Origin of the sequence: Saliniferula longa (assembly GCF_050789285.1) — a bacterium.
Lineage (GTDB): Bacteria > Pseudomonadota > Alphaproteobacteria > Rhodobacterales > Rhodobacteraceae > CAVPWP01.
In genome coordinates, this window is record NZ_JBOUVX010000001.1 from 613297 (window position 1) to 630669 (window position 17373).

Sequence of the window (17373 nt, forward strand, 5' to 3'; positions counted from 1 at the left end):
AGGCCATGAGCACGCTGGACGATCATCCGCTTCGCTATCAGTTGTCGAACGAGCTGCACGCACGGCCCTTCCCGTCGCTCGACGCGCCGTGCCGGGCGGCCTTCGTCGCGATCAAGCGGCCGCAGGATGCCGCAGCGCGCGACCGCGAGGCCGACCGCGCCCATCTGATTGCGCTGCTCGATCGCTTCGGCGCCGACCACCCCAGCCCCGGCGCCACGCATTTCTTCGGCGATCTGGGCAAGTTCAAGCTGAAGTGGGAAAACCATACCGAGTTCGTGACCTACACGATCTTCGTGTCGGGGCTGGGCGACCGGCCCTTCGCCACCGACGTGTTCGAGATGTTCCCCGAGGACTGGCTGTCCGAGGCGCCGGGTCTGCGCGTGACCTCGGCGCTGATCCGGGTCGAGGAACTGACCGACGAGGACGCCATCCCCGACAAGATCGACGACTGGTTCGTGCCCGAAAGCGTGGCGGTCAGCAGCGTGCTGGATGATACTGCGATCATTTCGGGCGATTTCCGCATCGACACCGCCGGGCACATGCGCTTCGCCGTCTTCGTGCGCCCCGAGACCGGCTCGCGCCGGGTCGGGCGGATCGTGCAGCGTCTCTGCGAGATCGAGACCTACAAGTCGATGTCGATGCTGGGCCTGGCCCGTGTCCGCCAGATCGGTCCGCAGATGAGCGGCCTCGACCAGCGCATGACCGCCCTCACGCAGGAGATGACGGGCGAGATCTCGAGCCCCGAGACCACGCTGCGGGCGCTTCTAGCGATCTCGTCCGAGCTTGAGAACCTTCTGGCACGGAACTCGTTCCGCTTTGGTGCGACGGGCGCTTACGAGGCGCTGGTGAACCAGCGCGTGCAGGTGATGCGCGAGGAACGCTTTCGCGGACGCCAGACGTTCCGGGAATTCATGACGCGCCGCTTCGATCCGGCGATGCGCACGGTCAACTCGGCCGAGCGGAACCTGCACCAGATGGCCGACCGCGCGACGCGCGCCGCGAACCTGCTGCGCACCCGGGTCGACGTGGAACGGTCGGCCCAGAACCAGAAGCTTCTGGAAAGCATGGACCGGCGCGCCGACCTTCAGCTGCGTCTCCAGAAGACGGTCGAAGGCTTCTCGGTCGTGGCCATCAGCTATTACGCGGTGAACCTTGCGGCCTATCTGGCCGGTCCGCTGGCCGAACCCTTCGGCGTCTCGAAGACGCTGATGACGGGGTTCCTCACTCCGCCGGTAGTGCTTCTGGTGTTCCTGCTTGTGCGCCGGATCCGGCAGTCGGTCGAGTGACGCCAAGGGCGCGGTTGATGGCCGCGCCGCCTGCGATGATCGACACAAGGGCAAGGATCGCCGCGATCGACAGGGTCGGCACGCCCGACAGGCCCGCGCCCACGGTGCAGCCGCCGGCCAGCACCCCGCCCACCCCCATCAGGACCGCGCCGGTCAGGTAACGCCCGGTCTGACGCGGGCTTTCGAAGCTTTGGACCGCGATCTCGCGGCGGGCGGCTGCCGCGAGGAAGGCGCCCAGGACCGTGCCGCCGATCAGGCCCACACCGAAGGTCGCGGGCACAGCCGACGAGGCGAGCGTCCAGAAGATCGTCTCGGCCGCGGGCAGGGTGAAGGACAGGCTTTCCATCGCCACCGGGTCGAATTCGTCGAACAGCACGTAGCCGGTGCCAACCCAGCCCGCCGCCGCAAGCGCGCCGATGACGACGGCAAGGCCAAGATCGCGCGGCCGGGCGCCCGAGCGCAGGGCGAACAGGATCAGGGCTGCGGCCAGGGCCACCGCCCAGACCACGGCCCCGCCGGGAAGCGCGGCAAGCGAGGTGGCGTCGCCCAGAGGCAGAGTGACGCTGCCCAGGGACGTCCGCAGCGGGGCAAGAACCCCCTTCAGCGTGGCATGGGCGACGACGGCGAAGACCAGAAGAACGGTCAGCGACCGCAGGTTGCCCGATGCCAGCAGCACCGTCTGGCGCGAGACGCACCCGCGCGTCAGAACCATGCCCGCCCCGAAGGCAAGGCCGCCCAGCACGATGGCCAGCACGGGCAGGTCGGCGGCAAGGAAGCGATGATCGTCGAAGGCGATCCATCCCCCGGCGACGGCGGCCTGCACGGCAAGGATCGCCGTGGCCAGGGCAAGGGCCCAGACGCCGCCCGCGGGGCGCCGCTCGGCGTCGTCGCCGGCGACGGCCCGGCGCAGGCAAAAGCGCGTGATCTGGGCGAGTGCGCCGAACAGCACCCCAAGGCCAAGGCCGAAAAGGACTGCCGCCTGGGGGGCGGGCATGGACAGGCCAAGAGATTCGTACATCGCGCAGGCTCCGGATCGGAAAGTCGTCCTATCTGACGGAGTATGCGATGCTGATCAAGGGGGTTCGGAAGCAAATTCCCGCGCAGCAGGAGAACATCGTTCTGTTTCCGCCAGGCAGGACGAATGCCGTTCCATCCCGGTCGCACAACCGAAACCCTTGCCCGCGCCGAGGGGCGCCGGGCGCAAGGCCGTCCTTATTTTTCGCCGTGTGCGCATCGTCCCCGGATGCGCTGGCCAAGCGCGCCGCCGATGCCGTTCACCGCGACCCCTGCCGGTGACGATCGCGCCACCAATGATGCGGGTCGTCACCGTCCACACGGGCGGCACGGGTTGCGCCGCGCAGGTCCGCGGGCTTGAAGGTGCACTTCGTGAACATGGCCAGGGCGCTGTCGACCGAGCGTGCGAATCCTGTGACCGACGCGAATCGGTCCAGCCCCCACGGTCAGGGAATCGGGGCCAAGGATTGCCGCTGCGGCGTCGATTTCCGGGGGCGCCGCGCGGCTCGCGTGAGGCTTGAGGTGCCCGGATGACGGCCGAGGTCGTGCAATTTCAGCCGGCGTTGCGCGCTGTTCACCCCGAGGCCAGGTTCACCGCCACGCGGGGCGTCGACATCCCGAGCCGTCGCCCCGATCATGGCCGGCGCGCCTGCGCGGGGGAAGTCATACCACAACTGGTTTCAAACGACTTTAATGCACTATTGCATTCCTATTTCAGATGCGACAGCCTTTGTTTCAAAAGGGGGCAAGTCCATGACAAACAAGATCATCAAGCGCGGCATCGAGCTGACCGCACCCGACACCCCGTTCGGGGCGCTTCTGGGCAGTGCCGGTCGGGCGATCAACGAGGCCGAGAAAAGCCTTGGCCTGCAGTCCATCAAGGCGCCGTTCCTCAGCATCCTGTGGCTGGTGAACGCGGAACCGGGCCACGCGCAGGGCGAATACGCGGCCGCACTGCACTATGACCTCGCCACCTTCGGGCGCCACGTCGAGTCGCTGGTGGGCGATGGTTACATGCTCAAGACCCAGGCCGACCACGACCACCGCGTGATGGAACTTCGCCTCACCCCGAAGGGCGAAGCGAAGATCACCGAAAAGATGAAGATCGTGAACCGCATGGACGCCCAGGTCGCCTCGTCCATGGGGAATGAGGATTTTCAGCGCCTGAAGACCCTGATCGGCCGTTACCTGCAGGCGTTCGATCGCGGCACCGACATCCATTGACCTTCCTGCGCCCGTCGCCATGGTGTGGGCGCGCCTGATGGAAGGCCAGTTGGAAGGAATGTCGTGCCATGCCGGTTCGCAACCGCCTTGCCGAGATGCAGCCCGAGATCGCCGGGTGGCGGCGGCACCTTCATGAACATCCCGAGCTTCTGTTCGACACCGTCCGGACGGGCGCGTTCGTCGCCGCGCGTCTGACCGACTTCGGCTGTGACGAGGTCGTGACGGGTCTGGCGCGGACCGGCGTCGTGGGCGTGATCCGGGGCCGGCATCCGGGCGGTCGCACGGTCGGCCTGCGCGCCGACATGGACGCGCTGCCCATCGCCGAGGCGACCGGGGTGGTGCATGCCTCGAAGACGCCCGGCGTGATGCATGCCTGCGGCCACGATGGCCACACCGCGATGTTGCTGGGGGCGGCCAAGTATCTTGCCGAGACGCGGAACTTCGCCGGCACGGTCGTGGTGATCTTCCAGCCCGCCGAAGAGGGGGGCGGCGGCGGCAAGGTCATGGTCGACGAAGGCATGATGGAGCGCTTCGGCATCGACGAGATCTACGGCATGCACAACTGGCCGGGCCTGCCCACGGGGCAGTTCGCGATCCGCCCCGGCGCCTTCTTCGCCGCCGCCGACCAGTTCCGGATCGAGGTGCGGGGCAAGGGCGGCCACGCCGCCAAGCCGCACGAGACGATCGACACCACCGTCGTGGCCTGCCACATCGTCCTTGCGCTTCAGACCATCGCCAGCCGCAACGTCGATCCGACGGAGCAGATCGTCGTCTCGGTCACGACCTTCGAGACCGACTCGCGGGCGCACAACGTCATCCCGAACCTTGCGAAGCTTGGCGGAACGGTCCGCACCCTTGACCCCGAGGTGCGGGACCTTGCCGAACGGCGGATGCGCGAGATCGCCGAAGCCACCGCGCAGGCCTTCGGCGCCACGGCCGAGCTGACCTACAGCCGCGGCTACCCCGTGATGGTCAATTCCGAGGTCGAGACCGGCCACGCCATCGCCGCCGCCGAAAAGGTGTCGGGTGGCTGTGCCCCCGCGCCCCTTGTCATGGGGGGCGAGGATTTCGCCTTCATGCTGAACGAACGCCCCGGCGCCTACATCCTTGTCGGCAACGGCGACACGGCGATGGTCCATCACCCGAAGTACGACTTCAACGACGACGCCATCCCCGCGGGATGCTCATGGTGGGTCGAGATCGCGGAAAGCCGTCTGGCGCCGGCCGCATCCTGACCGCGCCCTAGTCGTAGCGCAACTCGGTCGCCTTGCCGCGGAACACGGTATAGCTCAGCACCGTGTAGGCCAGGATGGTGGGCAGCACGAAGACCGTGCCGACCAGGATGATCATCAGGCTTTCGGGGGCGCTGGCCGCGTCGTAGATGGTCAGCTTCTCGGGCACCACGAACGGGTAGAAGCTGTAGGCCAGCCCGAAGAAGGCCAGCGCGAAAAGCGCGACCGAGGCGGTGAAAGGGAACCAGGCGAAGCTGTCGTTGGCGGTGGGCAGGCGGCGCAGCGCGACCCACAGAAGGCCGATCAGCGCCGCCGACATGATCGGCAACGGCGCCAGAAGGACGATCTCGGGGAACGTGAACCACTTCTCGAAGATCCGCGGGCTGACCAGGGGCGAGGCGACCGAGATCGCGCCCACCCCAAGGACCAGGCCCCAGATGCCGCCCCGGGCCCAGTCCACCGACTTCAGTTGCAGCGCGCCGTCGGTCTTCAGGATCAGCCAGGTCGCGCCGATGAAGCTGTAGCCCACGGTCAGGAACACCGCCGTCAAAAGCGCGAAGGCCACGTGCGGCAGCGTCCATTCAAGCCCCATTATGTAAAGCCCCAGCATGAAGCCTTGCGCCAGCGAGGTCATCAGCGAGCCCGTAAAGAACAGACGGTTCCAGGTCGTCTTGTGACCCTTCGGCGCCTTGGCGCGAAACTCGAAGGCCACGCCGCGCAGGATCAGCCCGATCAGCATCACCGCGACGGGCAGATACAGCGCCGTCAGGATCGCGCCGTGGGCCTGCGGGAAGGCCACCAGCAGGATCCCGATCGCCAGCACCAGCCAGGTTTCGTTGGCGTCCCAGAACGGGCCGATCGAGGCCACCATGCGGTCCTTCTCGGCGTCGTCGGCGAAGGGAAAAAGCACGCCCACGCCCAGGTCGAAGCCGTCGAGGCAGACATAGATCAGGATCGACAGGCCCATCAGCGCCGCGAAGGTCAGCGGCAGCCAGAGGGCCGGGTCTCCGAACAGGTCCATCCGGGTCACTCCGCCGCGACGGCGGCCACGACCGCGTCGGTCGCGGGCCGGGTCGGGCCGGTGGGCTCGCCCCGCGCCGCCTTGCGCGCCAGGTAGAACAGCACGCCGACATAGGCCGCCAGAAGCGCGGCATAGACGACGAGGTAGGTGACGAGCGTTCCCAGCACCATCGGCGCAGGCACGTCGGCCACCGCGGCATCCGTCGTCAGGACACCGTTCACCAGCCAGGGCTGGCGCCCGATCTCGGTCGTGTACCAGCCGGCCAGCGTCGCCACCCAGCCCGAGAAGGTCATGCCCACGAAGGCCCAGAGCATCGGCTTCGGCATCGCCGGCAGGCCCGCGCCGCGCTTCCACATGACCGCGACCGCGGCCCAGGACAGAAGCAGCATCGCCATGCCCGTGGCGACCATCACCCGGAACGACCAGAACACGGGCGCGACCGGCGGGTGCAGGACGGTTCCGTCCTCGGCCACGAAGTCGTCGAGGCCCGGGATGGTGCCGTCAAGGCTGTGCGTCAGGATCAGCGAGCCGACATAGGGGATCGCGATCTCGTAGTCGTTCTCGCGCGCTTCCTCGTCGGGCAGCGCGAAGAGGATCAGGGGAACCGGGCTTTTCTGGCCGTCCCAATGCCCCTCCATCGCGGCGACCTTCGCGGGCTGGTGTTCCAGCGTGTTGAGGCCGTGCTGGTCGCCGGCGAAGATCTGCACGGGGATCAGCAGCGCAGCCAGCGTGAGTCCCGTTCGGAAGCTGGCCCGCACGCTTTCGGACCGATCCCCCACCAGCCAGCGGAAGGCCGAAAACCCGGCGATCAGGAAGGCCACGGTCAGCCCTGACGCCAGCAGCATGTGCACCAGCCGGTAGGGCATCGAGGGATTGAAGATGATCGCCCACCAATCGGTGGCGAAAGCCACGCCGTCGCGCATCTCGAAGCCCGCGGGCGTGTGCATCCACGAGTTCAGCACAAGGATCCAGAAGGCCGACATGGTGGTGCCGAAGGCCACAAGGAAGGTCGCCGTGGTGTGCAGCCATCCCGGCACCCGGCTTGCGCCGAACAGCATGATCCCAAGGAAGACGGCCTCGAGGAAGAAGGCCGTCATCACCTCGTAGGCCAGAAGCGGCCCCGCGATGTTGCCCACCGATTCCATGAAGCCCGGCCAGTTGGTGCCGAACTGGAAGGACATGGTGATGCCCGACACGACGCCCATCGCAAAGGACAGTGCGAAGACCTTCACCCAGAACAGGTAGGCGTCCATCCACTTGCGGTCGCCGGTCGCGTTGAAGCGCAGCTTGAAGAACAAGAGCACCCAGCCAAGGGCGATCGTGATCGTCGGAAAGAGGATGTGGAAGGAAATGTTCGCGGCGAACTGAATTCGCGAAAGAAGCAGCGTCTCCATCATGTGCACCTTGTCCTGTTCGCATGACGATATAGCGGCGAGGCCCCAAAAGGCAGGGCGGTGCGACGGCCTGCCGCTGCATTGCGGCGAAGGGCTGTCAGCCCGTTGGTTTCGTCGCCAGTTCCGCGATGCGCAGGCAGATGCGCGTGGCCACCGCCATGTCCTGGACGCTGATCCATTCAAGCGGTCCGTGCAGGTCCTGCTGGCCGGTGAAGATGTTGGGGCAGGGCACCCCCATCTCGGTCAAGCGCGAGCCGTCCGTGCCGCCCCGGATCGGCGCCGAGATCGGCGCGACCCCTTCGGCGGCATAGGCCGCGCGGGCCAGGTCCACGGGACGCATGTCGTCTTCCAGCCAGTAGCGCATGTTGCGGTACTGGGGGGCGATCTCGCAGGTGATGCGGGCGCGCGGTTCGGTCGCGGCCACGGTGTCGCAGACCTGCCGAAGAAGGGCGCCCTTGGCGGCAAGGCCGTCGCGTTCGAAATCGCGCAGGATGAATTTCAGCGTCGCCTCGGCGGCGTTGCCGCCAAAGCTCACGGCCATGATGAACCCCTCGCGCCCCTCGGTCGTCTCGGGCGTCATTCTGGCCTTGGGCAGGAGGTCGATGATCTTCGCCGCCAGAGGCAGCGCGTTGACCAGCTTGTCCTTGGCCGTGCCCGGGTGGATCGAGACGCCCGTGACGGTGACGGTCGCGCCGTCGGCCGAGAAGCTTTCATAGTCGAGGCTGCCCGCCTCGCCGCCGTCGAGCGTATAGGCGAAGTCGACGCCCAGATCGGCGGGCAGGCGTTCATGCACGCCACGCCCGATCTCTTCGTCCGGCGTGAAGGCGATGCGGATCTTTCCATGCGGGATCGACGGGTTCGCCAGAAGGTGCCGCGCCATCGTCATGATCACCGCGATCCCGGACTTGTCGTCGGCCCCCAGAAGCGTGGTTCCGCTGGCTGTGACCAGGGTGTCGCCGACCTTGTCCGCAAGGTAGGGCGAACCTTCGGGTGACAGGACAAGGTCGGGGGCATCGGGATACGCGATCGGGCCCCCGTCGTAGCCGCGGATCACCCGCGGCTTCACGCCCGAGGCGTTGAACCCCGGCGCCGTGTCGACATGCGCGAGAAACCCGATCGTCGGCGCCGGCGCGTCGGTCGTCGCCGGGATCGTCGCCAGCACCGCGCCATAGTCGGTCAGCGTGACGTCGGCCGCGCCGATCTCGCGCAGTTCGGCCGCCAGGAGCCGCGAAAGGTTCAGCTGGATCTCGGTCGACGGGGTCGTGGTCGAGGCCTCGTCGCTTTGGGTGTCGATCGCGCAGTAGCGAACCAGACGGTCTTCCAGTTCGGCATCGAAGGCGGTCATCGCGGTCTCCGGGGGAAAGGGCTAGCCGCCGGTGTGGCTCATGTGGCGCGACACCGTTCCGTCGACGCGCCGGCGCGAATAGTCGAAGTCGTGGCCTTTCGGCTTGCGGGCGATGGCGGCGCGGATCGCCAGGTCGAGCGCGGCGTCGTCGCCCGGGTGGGCGCGCAGCGGCGCGCGCAGGTCGGCCATGTCCTCCTGACCGAGGCACATGTAAAGCTCGCCCGTGCAGGTCAGCCGCACCCGGTTGCAGCTTTCGCAGAAATTGTGTGTGAGCGGCGTGATGAAGCCGACCTTCTGGCCTGTCTCCTCGATCCGCACATAGCGTGCGGGGCCGCCCGTGCGCTCGGCCAGGTCGGTCAGCGTGAACCGCCCGGCCAGGCGCGCGCGCAGGTCCTTCAGGCTCCAGTACTGGTCCAGCCGGTCCTCGCCGCCCAGATCGCCCATGGGCATCACCTCGATGAAGGTCAGGTCCATGTCGCGCGACGCGCACCAGTCGAGCAGCGGAAAAAGCTCGTCCTCGTTGAACCCCTTCAGCGCCACCGCGTTGATCTTGACGCGCAGCCCCGCCGCCTGGGCCGCGTCGATGCCCCTGAGCACCTTCGGCAGGCGGCCCCAGCGCGTGACCTGGGCGAATTTCGCCTCGTCCAGCGTGTCGAGCGAGACGTTGACACGCCGCACGCCCGCCGACGCCAGATCGCCTGCGAAACGTTCAAGCTGCGAGCCATTGGTGGTCAGCGTCAGTTCCTTCAGCGCGCCCGCTTCGAGGTGCCGCGACATGGCGCGAAAGAAGGTCAGGATGTCGCGGCGCACCAAGGGCTCGCCCCCGGTGATGCGCAGCTTCTCGACGCCCAGTCTCACGAAGGCCGAGCACATCCGGTCAAGCTCTTCCAGCGTCAGAAGTTCCTTCTTCGGCAGGAAGGTCATGTGCTCGGCCATGCAATAGACGCAGCGGAAATCGCAGCGGTCCGTGACCGAGACCCGCAGATAGCTGATCGCGCGGTGGAAGGGATCGACAAGCTTCTCCATCCCGGCGAAGGTAATGCCGCCCCCGCGCCTTAGCAAGCCGACCGGGCGTTGCCGCGCGGGCCGAGCGGGGCTAGGCTTCGGCCATGACCCCGGCCCGTCTTCTGCCGCTTCTACTTCTGCCGATCCTTGCCGGCTGCGCGCAGGTGCGCTTGCCGCCGCACACGGGCGCGCCGGCCCCGGCCGCGGCTGCCGCCCCCGAACCGGCGGTCGCGCCGGCGGCCATCGCACCGGCCCCACCCAGGGCCGCCCGCACGGCCGAGCAGTTCGACACCACCACGCCCGAAGAACGCGCGGCCGCGGCCGCGCGCGGGACGGCCGGCGGCACGCTTCTGGGCGAGACGGTGGCAAGCCTTGGCAACCCCGCCGAGCCCGGCTTCTGGCTGGTCACGCCCCTGGTCGCCTCGGCCACGACGGGCCGCGTCGTGTCCGCCGCCACCGGCCAGGCGGTCGAGGTCGAGTTGCGCCCCTCGGGCGGGGCCGAGGGGGCAGGAAGCGAGCTGTCGCTGGCCGCGATCCGGCTTCTGGGGGTGCCGCTCACAGACCTTGTCGTGCTGCGCGTCTATCGATGACCGGCAGTCGATGACAGAACGGCGACTGATCCGCCCCGGCGGCGACTGGGACGCGATGCGCGCCGCGTTCCGCTGGGACATCCCTCAGCGTTTCAACATGGCCGAGGCCTGCTGCGACAGCTGGGCGCGGGCCGCGCCCTCGCGGCTTGCGCTGCTCCACCTGCCCGGCGACGGCGCCATCGAGGCGTGGACCTATGGCCGTCTGTCCGACGCCTCGGACCGCTTCGCCAACGTCCTGCGCGCCGCGGGCGTGGCGCGCGGCGACCGGGTGGCGATCCTTCTGCCGCAATGCCCCGAGGTCGCGATCACCCATTTCGCCGCCTGGAAGCTGGGCGCGGTGACGCTTCCGCTTTTCACGCTGTTCGGCCCCGACGCTTTGCGCTTCCGGCTTCAGGACAGCGGCGCGACGGTCATCGTCACCGACCCCGAAAGCCTGCCCAGGATCGACGAGATTTCCGGCGACCTGCCCGACCTTCGCGCCATCTTCGTGACCGGACGCGCCAAGGCCCCGGTCCGCGCCTTCTGGGAGGATATCGCCCAGGCCTCGGGCGAGATCACGCCCGAACCGACGCGGGCCGATGACCCGGCCGTATTGATCTATACCTCGGGCACCACGGGCCCGCCCAAGGGGGCGCTGCATGCGCATCGTTTCCTTCTGGGCCACCTGCCGTCGATCGAACTTCACCACGAAGGGTTCCCCCGCGCCGGCGACCGGGGCTGGACGCCGGCGGACTGGGCCTGGATCGGCGGGCTGATGGACATGGCGATGCCCTGCCTGTTCTACGGTGTGCCACTGGTCAGCCACCGCATGCGCAGGTTCGATCCCGACGCGGCCTTCGCGCTGATCCGCGACCAGGGCGTGCGCAACCTGTTCCTGCCGCCCACCGCACTGCGGCTTCTGCGGCAGGCAACGGTGCCTGTGGGGCTCAAGGTGCGCTCGGTCGGGTCGGGCGGGGAAAGCCTGGGGGCGGACCTGCTGGACTGGGGCCTCTCGGCGCTGGGCGCGCCGATCAACGAGTTCTACGGCCAGACCGAGTGCAACCTCGTCCTCACCTCGGCGGCGGGGGTCATGGAGGTGCGCCCCGGCTCGATGGGCAAGGCGGTGCCGGGACACGAGGTCGCGGTGATCGACGCCCGGGGCCGGGTGCTGCCGCCCGGCGACCTGGGCGAGATCGCGGTGCGCCGTCCGGACCCGGCGATGTTCCTGGGTTACTGGAACCTGCCCGACAAGAGCGCCGCGAAGTTCACCGGCGACTGGATGCGCACGGGCGATCTGGGGCGGCGCGACGAAGATGGCTACTTCTGGTATGTCGGCCGCGACGACGACGTGATCACCTCGGCCGGCTACCGCATCGGCCCGACCGAGATCGAGACCTGCCTTGCCGGCCACCCCGACGTCGTCATGGCCGCGGCGGTGGGCGTGCCCGACCCGGTGAGGACCGAGGTCGTGAAGGCCTTCGTGGTGCTGCGCGCAGGCGTGGCGCTGGCCGCGATCGAGGCCGACCTCATCGCCCGCGTCCGCGACCGGATCAGCCCCCACGTCGCCCCTCGCCTGATCGAAGCGGTCGACAGCCTGCCGATGACGGCGACCGGCAAGATCCTGCGGCGGGAACTTCGGGAGAGGGGGTAGGGGGCGATGGTGAAGCTTGTCCTGATGCACAAGGCGGACTCGATCTATGACGACGAGCCTGACCAGACGTATGACTTCCCGAAGACTTACCTGAAAGCCGTGTCCGAGGCGGTCGGCGACTGGATCATCTACTACGAGCCGGTGAAGGCCGGTCCGCGCGGGTACTTCGCCGTGGCGAAGATCCGGCAGGTGATCCCGAAACCGGGGCAGGAGGGGCGGTTTCTCGCCCTCATCGAGCCGGGAAGCTACCTGCCCTTCGACCGCGAGGTGCCCCGCCTGCTCGCAGGGCGTCCGATGGAAGAATCCCTGATGGAGGCCGATGGGACGCCGAAGAAGGGCGGGTCGGTCCAACTCGCAGTTCGGCGACTATCCGACGCCGACTTCGCCCGGATCGTCAATCTGGGTCTGCCGGACGACCTTGAGCGGATCGAGGCCACGCGATACGACCCGCAACCCCTGCAACTTGAAGAAGCATCCGTTCCCTTCGAGCGTCCGGTGCTTGAACGCCTGACCCGGCGCCCGTTCCGCGACGTGGCCTTCCGCCGCCAGGTGCGCGAAGCCTACGACTATCGCTGCGCAATGTCGGGCCTGCGCCTGCGGAACGGCGGTGGCCGGCCCGAGGTGCAGGCGGCCCATATCCGCCCGGTCGAACGCCAGGGCAGCGACTCGGTCCGCAACGGTCTTGCCCTGTCCGGCACTCTGCACTGGATGTTCGATCGGGGCCTCGTTTCGGTCGCCGAGGATCACACGATCCTCGTGTCACGCAACAAGGTCCCGGGCGAAGTCGTGGACCGGCTGCTTCTGCCCGATGGTAAGCTCCAGCTTCCCGCTGACCGCCGCAACTGGCCGCACCCCGAGAATCTGCGCTGGCATCGCGAGAATGTCTTCGGCCAGACGCTCTCCGACGAACCTATGCCCTGGGCCTAGGTCAGCATCCGCCCCGCCTCTCGCCGCGAGAAGGCCTTCATCCTTGCCCCGTGCCGGTCCAGGAACGCCCGCACCCGCGCGGGGTCGCGCTTGGACAGATCGCGCAGCCACCAGGCCACGGCCTTCTGGATGAACCAGTCGGGGTCGTCCACATAAAGCGCGGCCCAGCCGAGGATTCGTTCGCGCCGGGCAAGGTCGTCGGGCTTGGCGTTGCGGTCGCGCGTCCAGGGCAGGGTCATCACCAGGGCGGCGCGGCGCGTCCACATATGGTCCGACGTCGTCCAGCCTTCGACCTCGTCGAGGCGCGCGGGGTTCCACACCAGCCGCTTCTGGCCGGCAACCGCGACGTGGTCGGCGATGGCCCAGGCGTCGAACCAGGGCACCCAGGACGCGATCAGCCGCCAGGCCCCCTCGTCGTCGGGGCGGATGCGGGCCTGCGTCAGAAGCTTCGCGGCGGCGACGCGGGCTTCGTGGATGTCGGTCTCCCAAAGCGCCGAGGCGAGCAACAGGCGATCGTCAAGGGAAAGCGCGGCCCGCCATTCCTTCGCCAGGTCGTCGATCACAGGCACCGGAACGCCCAGATAGGGGCGGTCGGCCTTGTGGTAGGCCGCCATGTCCACCGCCTTCTGCGGATCGGCCTTGGCGCGAAGCTGCGCCAGCGCGTCGTCGGGCGTCATTCCACCGTGACCGACTTGGCAAGGTTGCGGGGCTGGTCCACGTCGGTGCCCTTCGCCACGGCCGTGTGATAGGCCAGAAGCTGCGCCGGAATGGCGTAAAGGATGGGGGCGAGGACGTCGGGGACGGACGGCATCTCGATCACGCGCCAGGCCCCTTCGGAGGCCGCCCGCGCCCCGGCCGCGTCGGTGACAAGCACGACCTTGCCGCCGCGCGCCATTACCTCCTGCATGTTCGACACCGTCTTGTCGAAAAGCCCGTCGCGCGGGGCCATCACGATCACCGGCACGGCCGGATCGATCAGGGCGATGGGGCCATGCTTGAGTTCGCCCGATGCATAGCCTTCGGCGTGGATGTAGCTGATTTCCTTCAGTTTCAACGCGCCCTCCAGTGCGATGGGATACATGATCCCGCGCCCCAGGAACAGGATGTCGCGCGCCTTCGACAGGTCGTGGCTGACCGCCTCGATCGCCTCGCCCGCGTTCAGCGCCTGGCTGACAAGGCCGGGCAGGCTGCGCAACGCTGCCCGCAGGGCCGCCGCGTCGGCCGCATCAAGCGTTCCCCGATCGACGCCCGCCTTCAACGCGACCAGCGCCAGCACGGCAAGCTGGCAGGTGAAGGCCTTGGTCGAGGCGACTCCGACCTCGACGCCCGCGTGGATCGGCAGGGCGAGGTCGCTTTCCCGGGCGATCGAGCTTTCGGGCACGTTCACCACGCTCAGGATCGCGGCCTTGTCGCGGCAATAGCGCAGCGCGGCCAGCGTATCGGCCGTTTCGCCCGACTGGCTGACGAAGATCGCCAGCGTGTTCGGCCCGACCGGCGGTTCGCGGTAGCGGAACTCGGAGGCTACGTCGACCTCGACAGGCAGGCGGGCGATCCGTTCGAGCCAGTATTTCGCGGTCAGGCAGGCATAGAAGGCGGTGCCGCAGGCCACCATCACGACCCGTTCGACCTGTGCGAAGTCGGGCAGACCCGTGGGAAACCGCAGGGCGTCGCCGTCGAGGTAGGCGTCGATCACGCGGGCCAGGACGGCGGGCTGCTCGGCGATTTCCTTGGCCATGAAGTGCCGGTGGCCGTCCTTCTCGATCCGCGCGGCATCGACCCGGATGCGGCGCATCGGGCGGTTCACCAGCCGGCCGCCCGCGTCGCGGATCGTGGCGCCGGCGCGGGTCAGGATCACGCGGTCGCCTTCCTCGAGATAGGTGATCCGGTCGGTCAGGGGCGCCAGCGCGATGGCGTCCGAGCCCAGGTACATCTCGCCGTCGCCGTGGCCCACGGCGAGGGGCGAGCCCTTGCGCGCGCCCACGATCAGGTCGGGCTCTCCGTCGAACAGGAAGGCCAGCGCGAAGGCGCCCTCCAGCCGGCTGATCGCGGCCTCGGCGGCTTCGACGGGGGTCTTTCCGGCGTCGAGGAACGACTGCGCGAGCAGCGCGATGGTTTCGGTGTCGGTGTCGCTTTCGGCGGCATAGCCGTGGGTGGCAAGCTCGGCGCGCAGTTCGCGGAAGTTCTCGATGATGCCGTTGTGGACAACGGCCACGGGCCCGGCGCGGTGCGGGTGGGCGTTCACCACCGTGGGCGCGCCGTGGGTGGCCCAGCGGGTGTGGCCGATACCGGACTTGCCGGGCAGGGGGTCGTGGACCAGAAGGTCGGTGAGATTGACAAGCTTGCCCACCGCCCGGCGGCGGTCGAGATGCCCGTCGTTCACCGTGGCGATGCCGGCGCTGTCGTAGCCGCGGTATTCCAGCCGCTTGAGCGCATCGACCAGCGCCGGGGCCGCTTCATGATCGCCGAGGATGCCGATGATCCCGCACATGGGCCTACTCCTGCCCCGTCGATTCCTGCGCCGCTTTCTGGGCCGCCTTTTGGGCGCGGAGCTTCTCGAAGAAGCGTGTCGCGAAGCCCGGTTTCGTCGCCTGCCGCCCCCGGCCGACGGCCAGCGCGCCGTCGGGCACGTCCTCGGTGATGACCGACCCGCTGGCGGTCATCGCGCCCGCGCCCACGCTCACCGGGGCCACCAGCATGGTGTCCGAGCCGATGAAGGCGCGCGCCCCGATGGTCGTGCGGTGCTTGAAGACGCCGTCGTAATTGCAGGTGATCGTGCCCGCGCCGATGTTCGCGGCCTCGCCCACGCTGGCGTCGCCGACATAGCTGAGGTGGTTGACCTTTGCGCCTTCGCCGATCTCGGCGTTCTTCACCTCGACGAAGTTGCCGATGCGGGCATCGTTGCCGATCTCGGCGCCGGGGCGCAGCCGGGCATAGGGGCCGACGACCGCGCCGGCGCTGACGTGGCAGCCCTCGAGATGGCTGAAGGCGCGGATCGTGGCACCGGTCTCGACCGTGACGCCGGGGCCGAAGACGACGAAGGGTTCCACCACCGCGTCGCGGCCGATCCAGGTGTCGTGGGCGAAATGAACGGTGTCGGGCGCCACCAGAGTGACCCCGTCGGCCAGCGCCGCGGCGCGGGCGGTGTCCTGGAAGATCCGTTCGGCCTCGGCCAGTTCGGCGCGCGTGTTGATGCCCATCGTCTCGGCCTCGGGGCAGGTGACGGCGGTGGCCGACAGGCCCCGGGCGCGCGCGATCGCGACGATGTCGGTTAGGTAGTACTCGCCGGCCGCGTTGTCGTTGCCGACCGCATCGACAAGGTCGAACAGGGTCGAGACCCCGGCCATCATCACGCCGCTGTTGCACAGCCCGATCGCGCGTTCCTCGGGGGTGGCGTCCTTGAACTCGACGATCTTCTCGAGGCTCGCGCCCGCCAGCACGAGGCGGCCGTAGCGGCCGGGGTCGCGCGCCTCGAAGCCCAGCACGACAAGGTCGTGACCCGCCGCGCGGGCGGCCTTCATGGCCACAAGCGTCTCGGGGCGGATGAAGGGGGTGTCGCCGTAAAGCACGACGGCATCGCCCGTCGCCCCTTCCAGCGCGGCGCGGGCCTGCGCCGTGGCGTGGGCGGTGCCCAGCTGTTCGGACTGGATCGCGATGGCGACGTCGCCGAAGCGCGCCTCGGCATCGGCGCGGACGGCCTCGGCCCCGTGGCCCAGCACCAGCACGATGCGCTCGGGGTCAAGGGCCGCGCCTGCCGCGATGGCATGGGCGTAGAGCGGCAGGCCCGCGATCTCGTGCAGGACCTTCGGGCGGTCCGACAGCATTCGCGTTCCCTCGCCGGCGGCGAGGATGACAAGCTGGGTGGGCATCGACTGCTCTTTCCTTATCGCTTGCGCCGTTTTACTCAGCGCCCGGCGTGCCGCAAGGCGGGCGGGCTTCACTTGTTCTTTCGTCAGGTTACACGACGCGGGAACCTTTGCCGATGGGGAATGGCGGATGCGGACGGTGATCTTCGACCTCGACGGGACGCTGGCCGACACCAGCGGCGACCTGATCGCCGCGGCGAATGCCTGCTTCCGGGCGATGGGTCATGGCGACGTTCTGGACCCGGTGGCCGACGCGAGCGTGGCGTTCCGCGGCGGGCGGGCGATGCTGACCGCGGGGCTCGAGCGCGTGAACGGCGGGGCGGACGAGGCGCTGATCGCGGCACATTATCCGCTGCTTCTGGACAGCTACGAGGCCGCGATCGACCGCGAGACGCGGCTTTACCCCGGCGCGATGGAGGCAGTGGGCGTGCTGCGCGGCGCGGGCTACGGGGTGGGCATCTGCACCAACAAGCCCGCGCGGCTGGCCGAGCTTCTGATGCAGCGCCTCGGGGTGCGCGACGCCTTCGCCTCGCTTGTCGGCGCCGACACGCTGCCGGTCCGCAAGCCCGACCCCGCGCCCTATCTGGCCGCCGTCGACCGCGCGGGCGGGAGCGTCGGGCACTCGCTTCTGGTGGGCGACACGGTGACCGACCGCGACACGGCTCGGGCCGCGGGCGTGCCCTGCATCCTTGTCACCTTCGGGCCCGACGGGGCGGGCGTGGCCGATCTGGCGCCCGAGGCGCTGATCGGCCATTTCGACGAACTGCCCGCGACGGTCGCCCGCCTGATCGGCTGAGGCCCCGCCCGCTCTGCTGGGGCATTGACCGCGCGCCCGCGTCCCG

General features: G+C 68.8%; 15 protein-coding genes. 7 read left to right on the plus strand and 8 right to left on the minus strand.

From position 1 onward, the window contains the following. Nucleotides 1-5 precede the first annotated feature (5 nt). Nucleotides 6-1286 (plus strand): DUF3422 family protein, encoded by a 1281-nt coding sequence (locus ACRDNQ_RS02765; RefSeq protein ID WP_431827097.1) that lies wholly within the window; start codon nt 6-8, stop codon nt 1284-1286. Here ACRDNQ_RS02765 and ACRDNQ_RS02770 read toward each other — a convergent pair. Beyond that, nucleotides 1222-2304 (minus strand): YeeE/YedE family protein, encoded by a 1083-nt coding sequence (locus ACRDNQ_RS02770; protein WP_431827098.1) that lies wholly within the window; start codon nt 2302-2304, stop codon nt 1222-1224. The two genes, ACRDNQ_RS02765 and ACRDNQ_RS02770, sit on opposite strands and share 65 nt — an antisense overlap. A 749-nt stretch (nt 2305-3053) precedes the next feature. Here ACRDNQ_RS02770 and ACRDNQ_RS02775 point away from each other — a divergent pair. Together ACRDNQ_RS02775 and ACRDNQ_RS02780 are read left to right on the plus strand one after the other, a co-directional pair. Next, complete coding sequence (locus tag ACRDNQ_RS02775; protein ID WP_431827099.1) at nt 3054-3524, plus strand: MarR family winged helix-turn-helix transcriptional regulator; 471 nt, start codon at nt 3054-3056, stop codon at nt 3522-3524. A gap of 68 nt (nt 3525-3592) precedes the next feature. Then, entirely contained in the window at nt 3593-4759 is a 1167-nt protein-coding gene (locus ACRDNQ_RS02780; protein WP_431827100.1) for a M20 aminoacylase family protein, read from the plus strand. A 7-nt stretch (nt 4760-4766) separates the two neighbouring features. Here the strand turns inward: ACRDNQ_RS02780 and ACRDNQ_RS02785 are convergent, their stop codons facing one another. The 4 genes from ACRDNQ_RS02785 to moaA form a co-directional block, all read right to left on the minus strand. Next, nucleotides 4767-5777: a cytochrome d ubiquinol oxidase subunit II gene (locus ACRDNQ_RS02785; RefSeq protein ID WP_431827101.1), complete on the minus strand. Its 1011-nt coding sequence runs from the start codon at nt 5775-5777 to the stop codon at nt 4767-4769. Between the two features lie 5 nt (nt 5778-5782). Beyond that, nucleotides 5783-7171, minus strand: coding sequence for a cytochrome ubiquinol oxidase subunit I (locus ACRDNQ_RS02790; protein WP_431827102.1), 1389 nt, complete (start codon nt 7169-7171; stop codon nt 5783-5785). 97 nt (nt 7172-7268) lie between these two features. Next, nucleotides 7269-8516 (minus strand): peptidase T, encoded by a 1248-nt coding sequence (pepT, locus tag ACRDNQ_RS02795; protein ID WP_431827103.1) that lies wholly within the window; start codon nt 8514-8516, stop codon nt 7269-7271. A 21-nt stretch (nt 8517-8537) separates the two neighbouring features. Continuing rightward, a complete protein-coding gene (gene moaA / locus ACRDNQ_RS02800) occupies nt 8538-9542 on the minus strand; it encodes a GTP 3',8-cyclase MoaA (protein ID WP_431827104.1) in 1005 nt (334 codons plus the stop codon). Nucleotides 9543-9625: 83 nt separating this feature from the next. Here moaA and ACRDNQ_RS02805 point away from each other — a divergent pair, with 83 nt between their 5' ends. The 3 genes from ACRDNQ_RS02805 to ACRDNQ_RS02815 are packed head-to-tail and all read left to right on the plus strand — an operon-like array spanning nt 9626 to nt 12668. Continuing rightward, complete coding sequence (locus tag ACRDNQ_RS02805) at nt 9626-10111, plus strand: hypothetical protein (RefSeq protein ID WP_431827105.1); 486 nt, start codon at nt 9626-9628, stop codon at nt 10109-10111. A 10-nt stretch (nt 10112-10121) separates the two neighbouring features. Beyond that, nucleotides 10122-11741, plus strand: a complete 1620-nt coding sequence (locus ACRDNQ_RS02810; protein WP_431827106.1) for an AMP-binding protein — start codon at nt 10122-10124, stop codon at nt 11739-11741. A gap of 6 nt (nt 11742-11747) precedes the next feature. Then, on the plus strand, nt 11748-12668 hold the full coding sequence (locus tag ACRDNQ_RS02815) for an HNH endonuclease (RefSeq protein ID WP_431827107.1): 921 nt from the start codon (nt 11748-11750) through the stop codon (nt 12666-12668). Here the strand turns inward: ACRDNQ_RS02815 and ACRDNQ_RS02820 are convergent. Genes ACRDNQ_RS02820 through glmU form a run of 3 tightly spaced genes read right to left on the minus strand, consistent with a single transcriptional unit; the run spans nt 12665 to nt 16534 of the window. Then, entirely contained in the window at nt 12665-13345 is a 681-nt protein-coding gene (locus ACRDNQ_RS02820) for a DNA alkylation repair protein (protein ID WP_431827108.1), read from the minus strand. The genes ACRDNQ_RS02815 and ACRDNQ_RS02820 overlap by 4 nt on opposite strands. Next, nucleotides 13342-15156, minus strand: coding sequence for a glutamine--fructose-6-phosphate transaminase (isomerizing) (gene glmS, locus ACRDNQ_RS02825; protein WP_431827109.1), 1815 nt, complete (start codon nt 15154-15156; stop codon nt 13342-13344). Before glmS ends, ACRDNQ_RS02820 begins: the two co-directional genes overlap by 4 nt. 4 nt (nt 15157-15160) lie before the next feature. Beyond that, nucleotides 15161-16534 carry a bifunctional UDP-N-acetylglucosamine diphosphorylase/glucosamine-1-phosphate N-acetyltransferase GlmU gene (gene glmU / locus ACRDNQ_RS02830; protein ID WP_431827110.1) on the minus strand — a complete coding sequence of 458 codons (1374 nt, stop codon included), beginning with the start codon at nt 16532-16534 and terminating at the stop codon, nt 15161-15163. Nucleotides 16535-16661: 127 nt separating this feature from the next. Between glmU and ACRDNQ_RS02835 the strand changes: the two genes are divergently transcribed. Beyond that, a complete protein-coding gene (locus ACRDNQ_RS02835; RefSeq protein ID WP_431827111.1) occupies nt 16662-17327 on the plus strand; it encodes an HAD-IA family hydrolase in 666 nt (221 codons plus the stop codon). Nucleotides 17328-17373: the final 46 nt, after the last annotated feature.

Coding starts and splice junctions, on each gene's coding strand:
- ACRDNQ_RS02765 (WP_431827097.1), top strand. CDS start 6: ATGAGCACGCTGGACGATCATCCGCTTCGCTATCAGTTGTCGAACGAG.
- ACRDNQ_RS02770 (WP_431827098.1), bottom strand. CDS start 2,304: ATGTACGAATCTCTTGGCCTGTCCATGCCCGCCCCCCAGGCGGCAGTC.
- ACRDNQ_RS02775 (WP_431827099.1), top strand. CDS start 3,054: ATGACAAACAAGATCATCAAGCGCGGCATCGAGCTGACCGCACCCGAC.
- ACRDNQ_RS02780 (WP_431827100.1), top strand. CDS start 3,593: ATGCCGGTTCGCAACCGCCTTGCCGAGATGCAGCCCGAGATCGCCGGG.
- ACRDNQ_RS02785 (WP_431827101.1), bottom strand. CDS start 5,777: ATGGACCTGTTCGGAGACCCGGCCCTCTGGCTGCCGCTGACCTTCGCG.
- ACRDNQ_RS02790 (WP_431827102.1), bottom strand. CDS start 7,171: ATGGAGACGCTGCTTCTTTCGCGAATTCAGTTCGCCGCGAACATTTCC.
- pepT (WP_431827103.1), bottom strand. CDS start 8,516: ATGACCGCCTTCGATGCCGAACTGGAAGACCGTCTGGTTCGCTACTGC.
- moaA (WP_431827104.1), bottom strand. CDS start 9,542: ATGGAGAAGCTTGTCGATCCCTTCCACCGCGCGATCAGCTATCTGCGG.
- ACRDNQ_RS02805 (WP_431827105.1), top strand. CDS start 9,626: ATGACCCCGGCCCGTCTTCTGCCGCTTCTACTTCTGCCGATCCTTGCC.
- ACRDNQ_RS02810 (WP_431827106.1), top strand. CDS start 10,122: ATGACAGAACGGCGACTGATCCGCCCCGGCGGCGACTGGGACGCGATG.
- ACRDNQ_RS02815 (WP_431827107.1), top strand. CDS start 11,748: ATGGTGAAGCTTGTCCTGATGCACAAGGCGGACTCGATCTATGACGAC.
- ACRDNQ_RS02820 (WP_431827108.1), bottom strand. CDS start 13,345: ATGACGCCCGACGACGCGCTGGCGCAGCTTCGCGCCAAGGCCGATCCG.
- glmS (WP_431827109.1), bottom strand. CDS start 15,156: ATGTGCGGGATCATCGGCATCCTCGGCGATCATGAAGCGGCCCCGGCG.
- glmU (WP_431827110.1), bottom strand. CDS start 16,534: ATGCCCACCCAGCTTGTCATCCTCGCCGCCGGCGAGGGAACGCGAATG.
- ACRDNQ_RS02835 (WP_431827111.1), top strand. CDS start 16,662: ATGCGGACGGTGATCTTCGACCTCGACGGGACGCTGGCCGACACCAGC.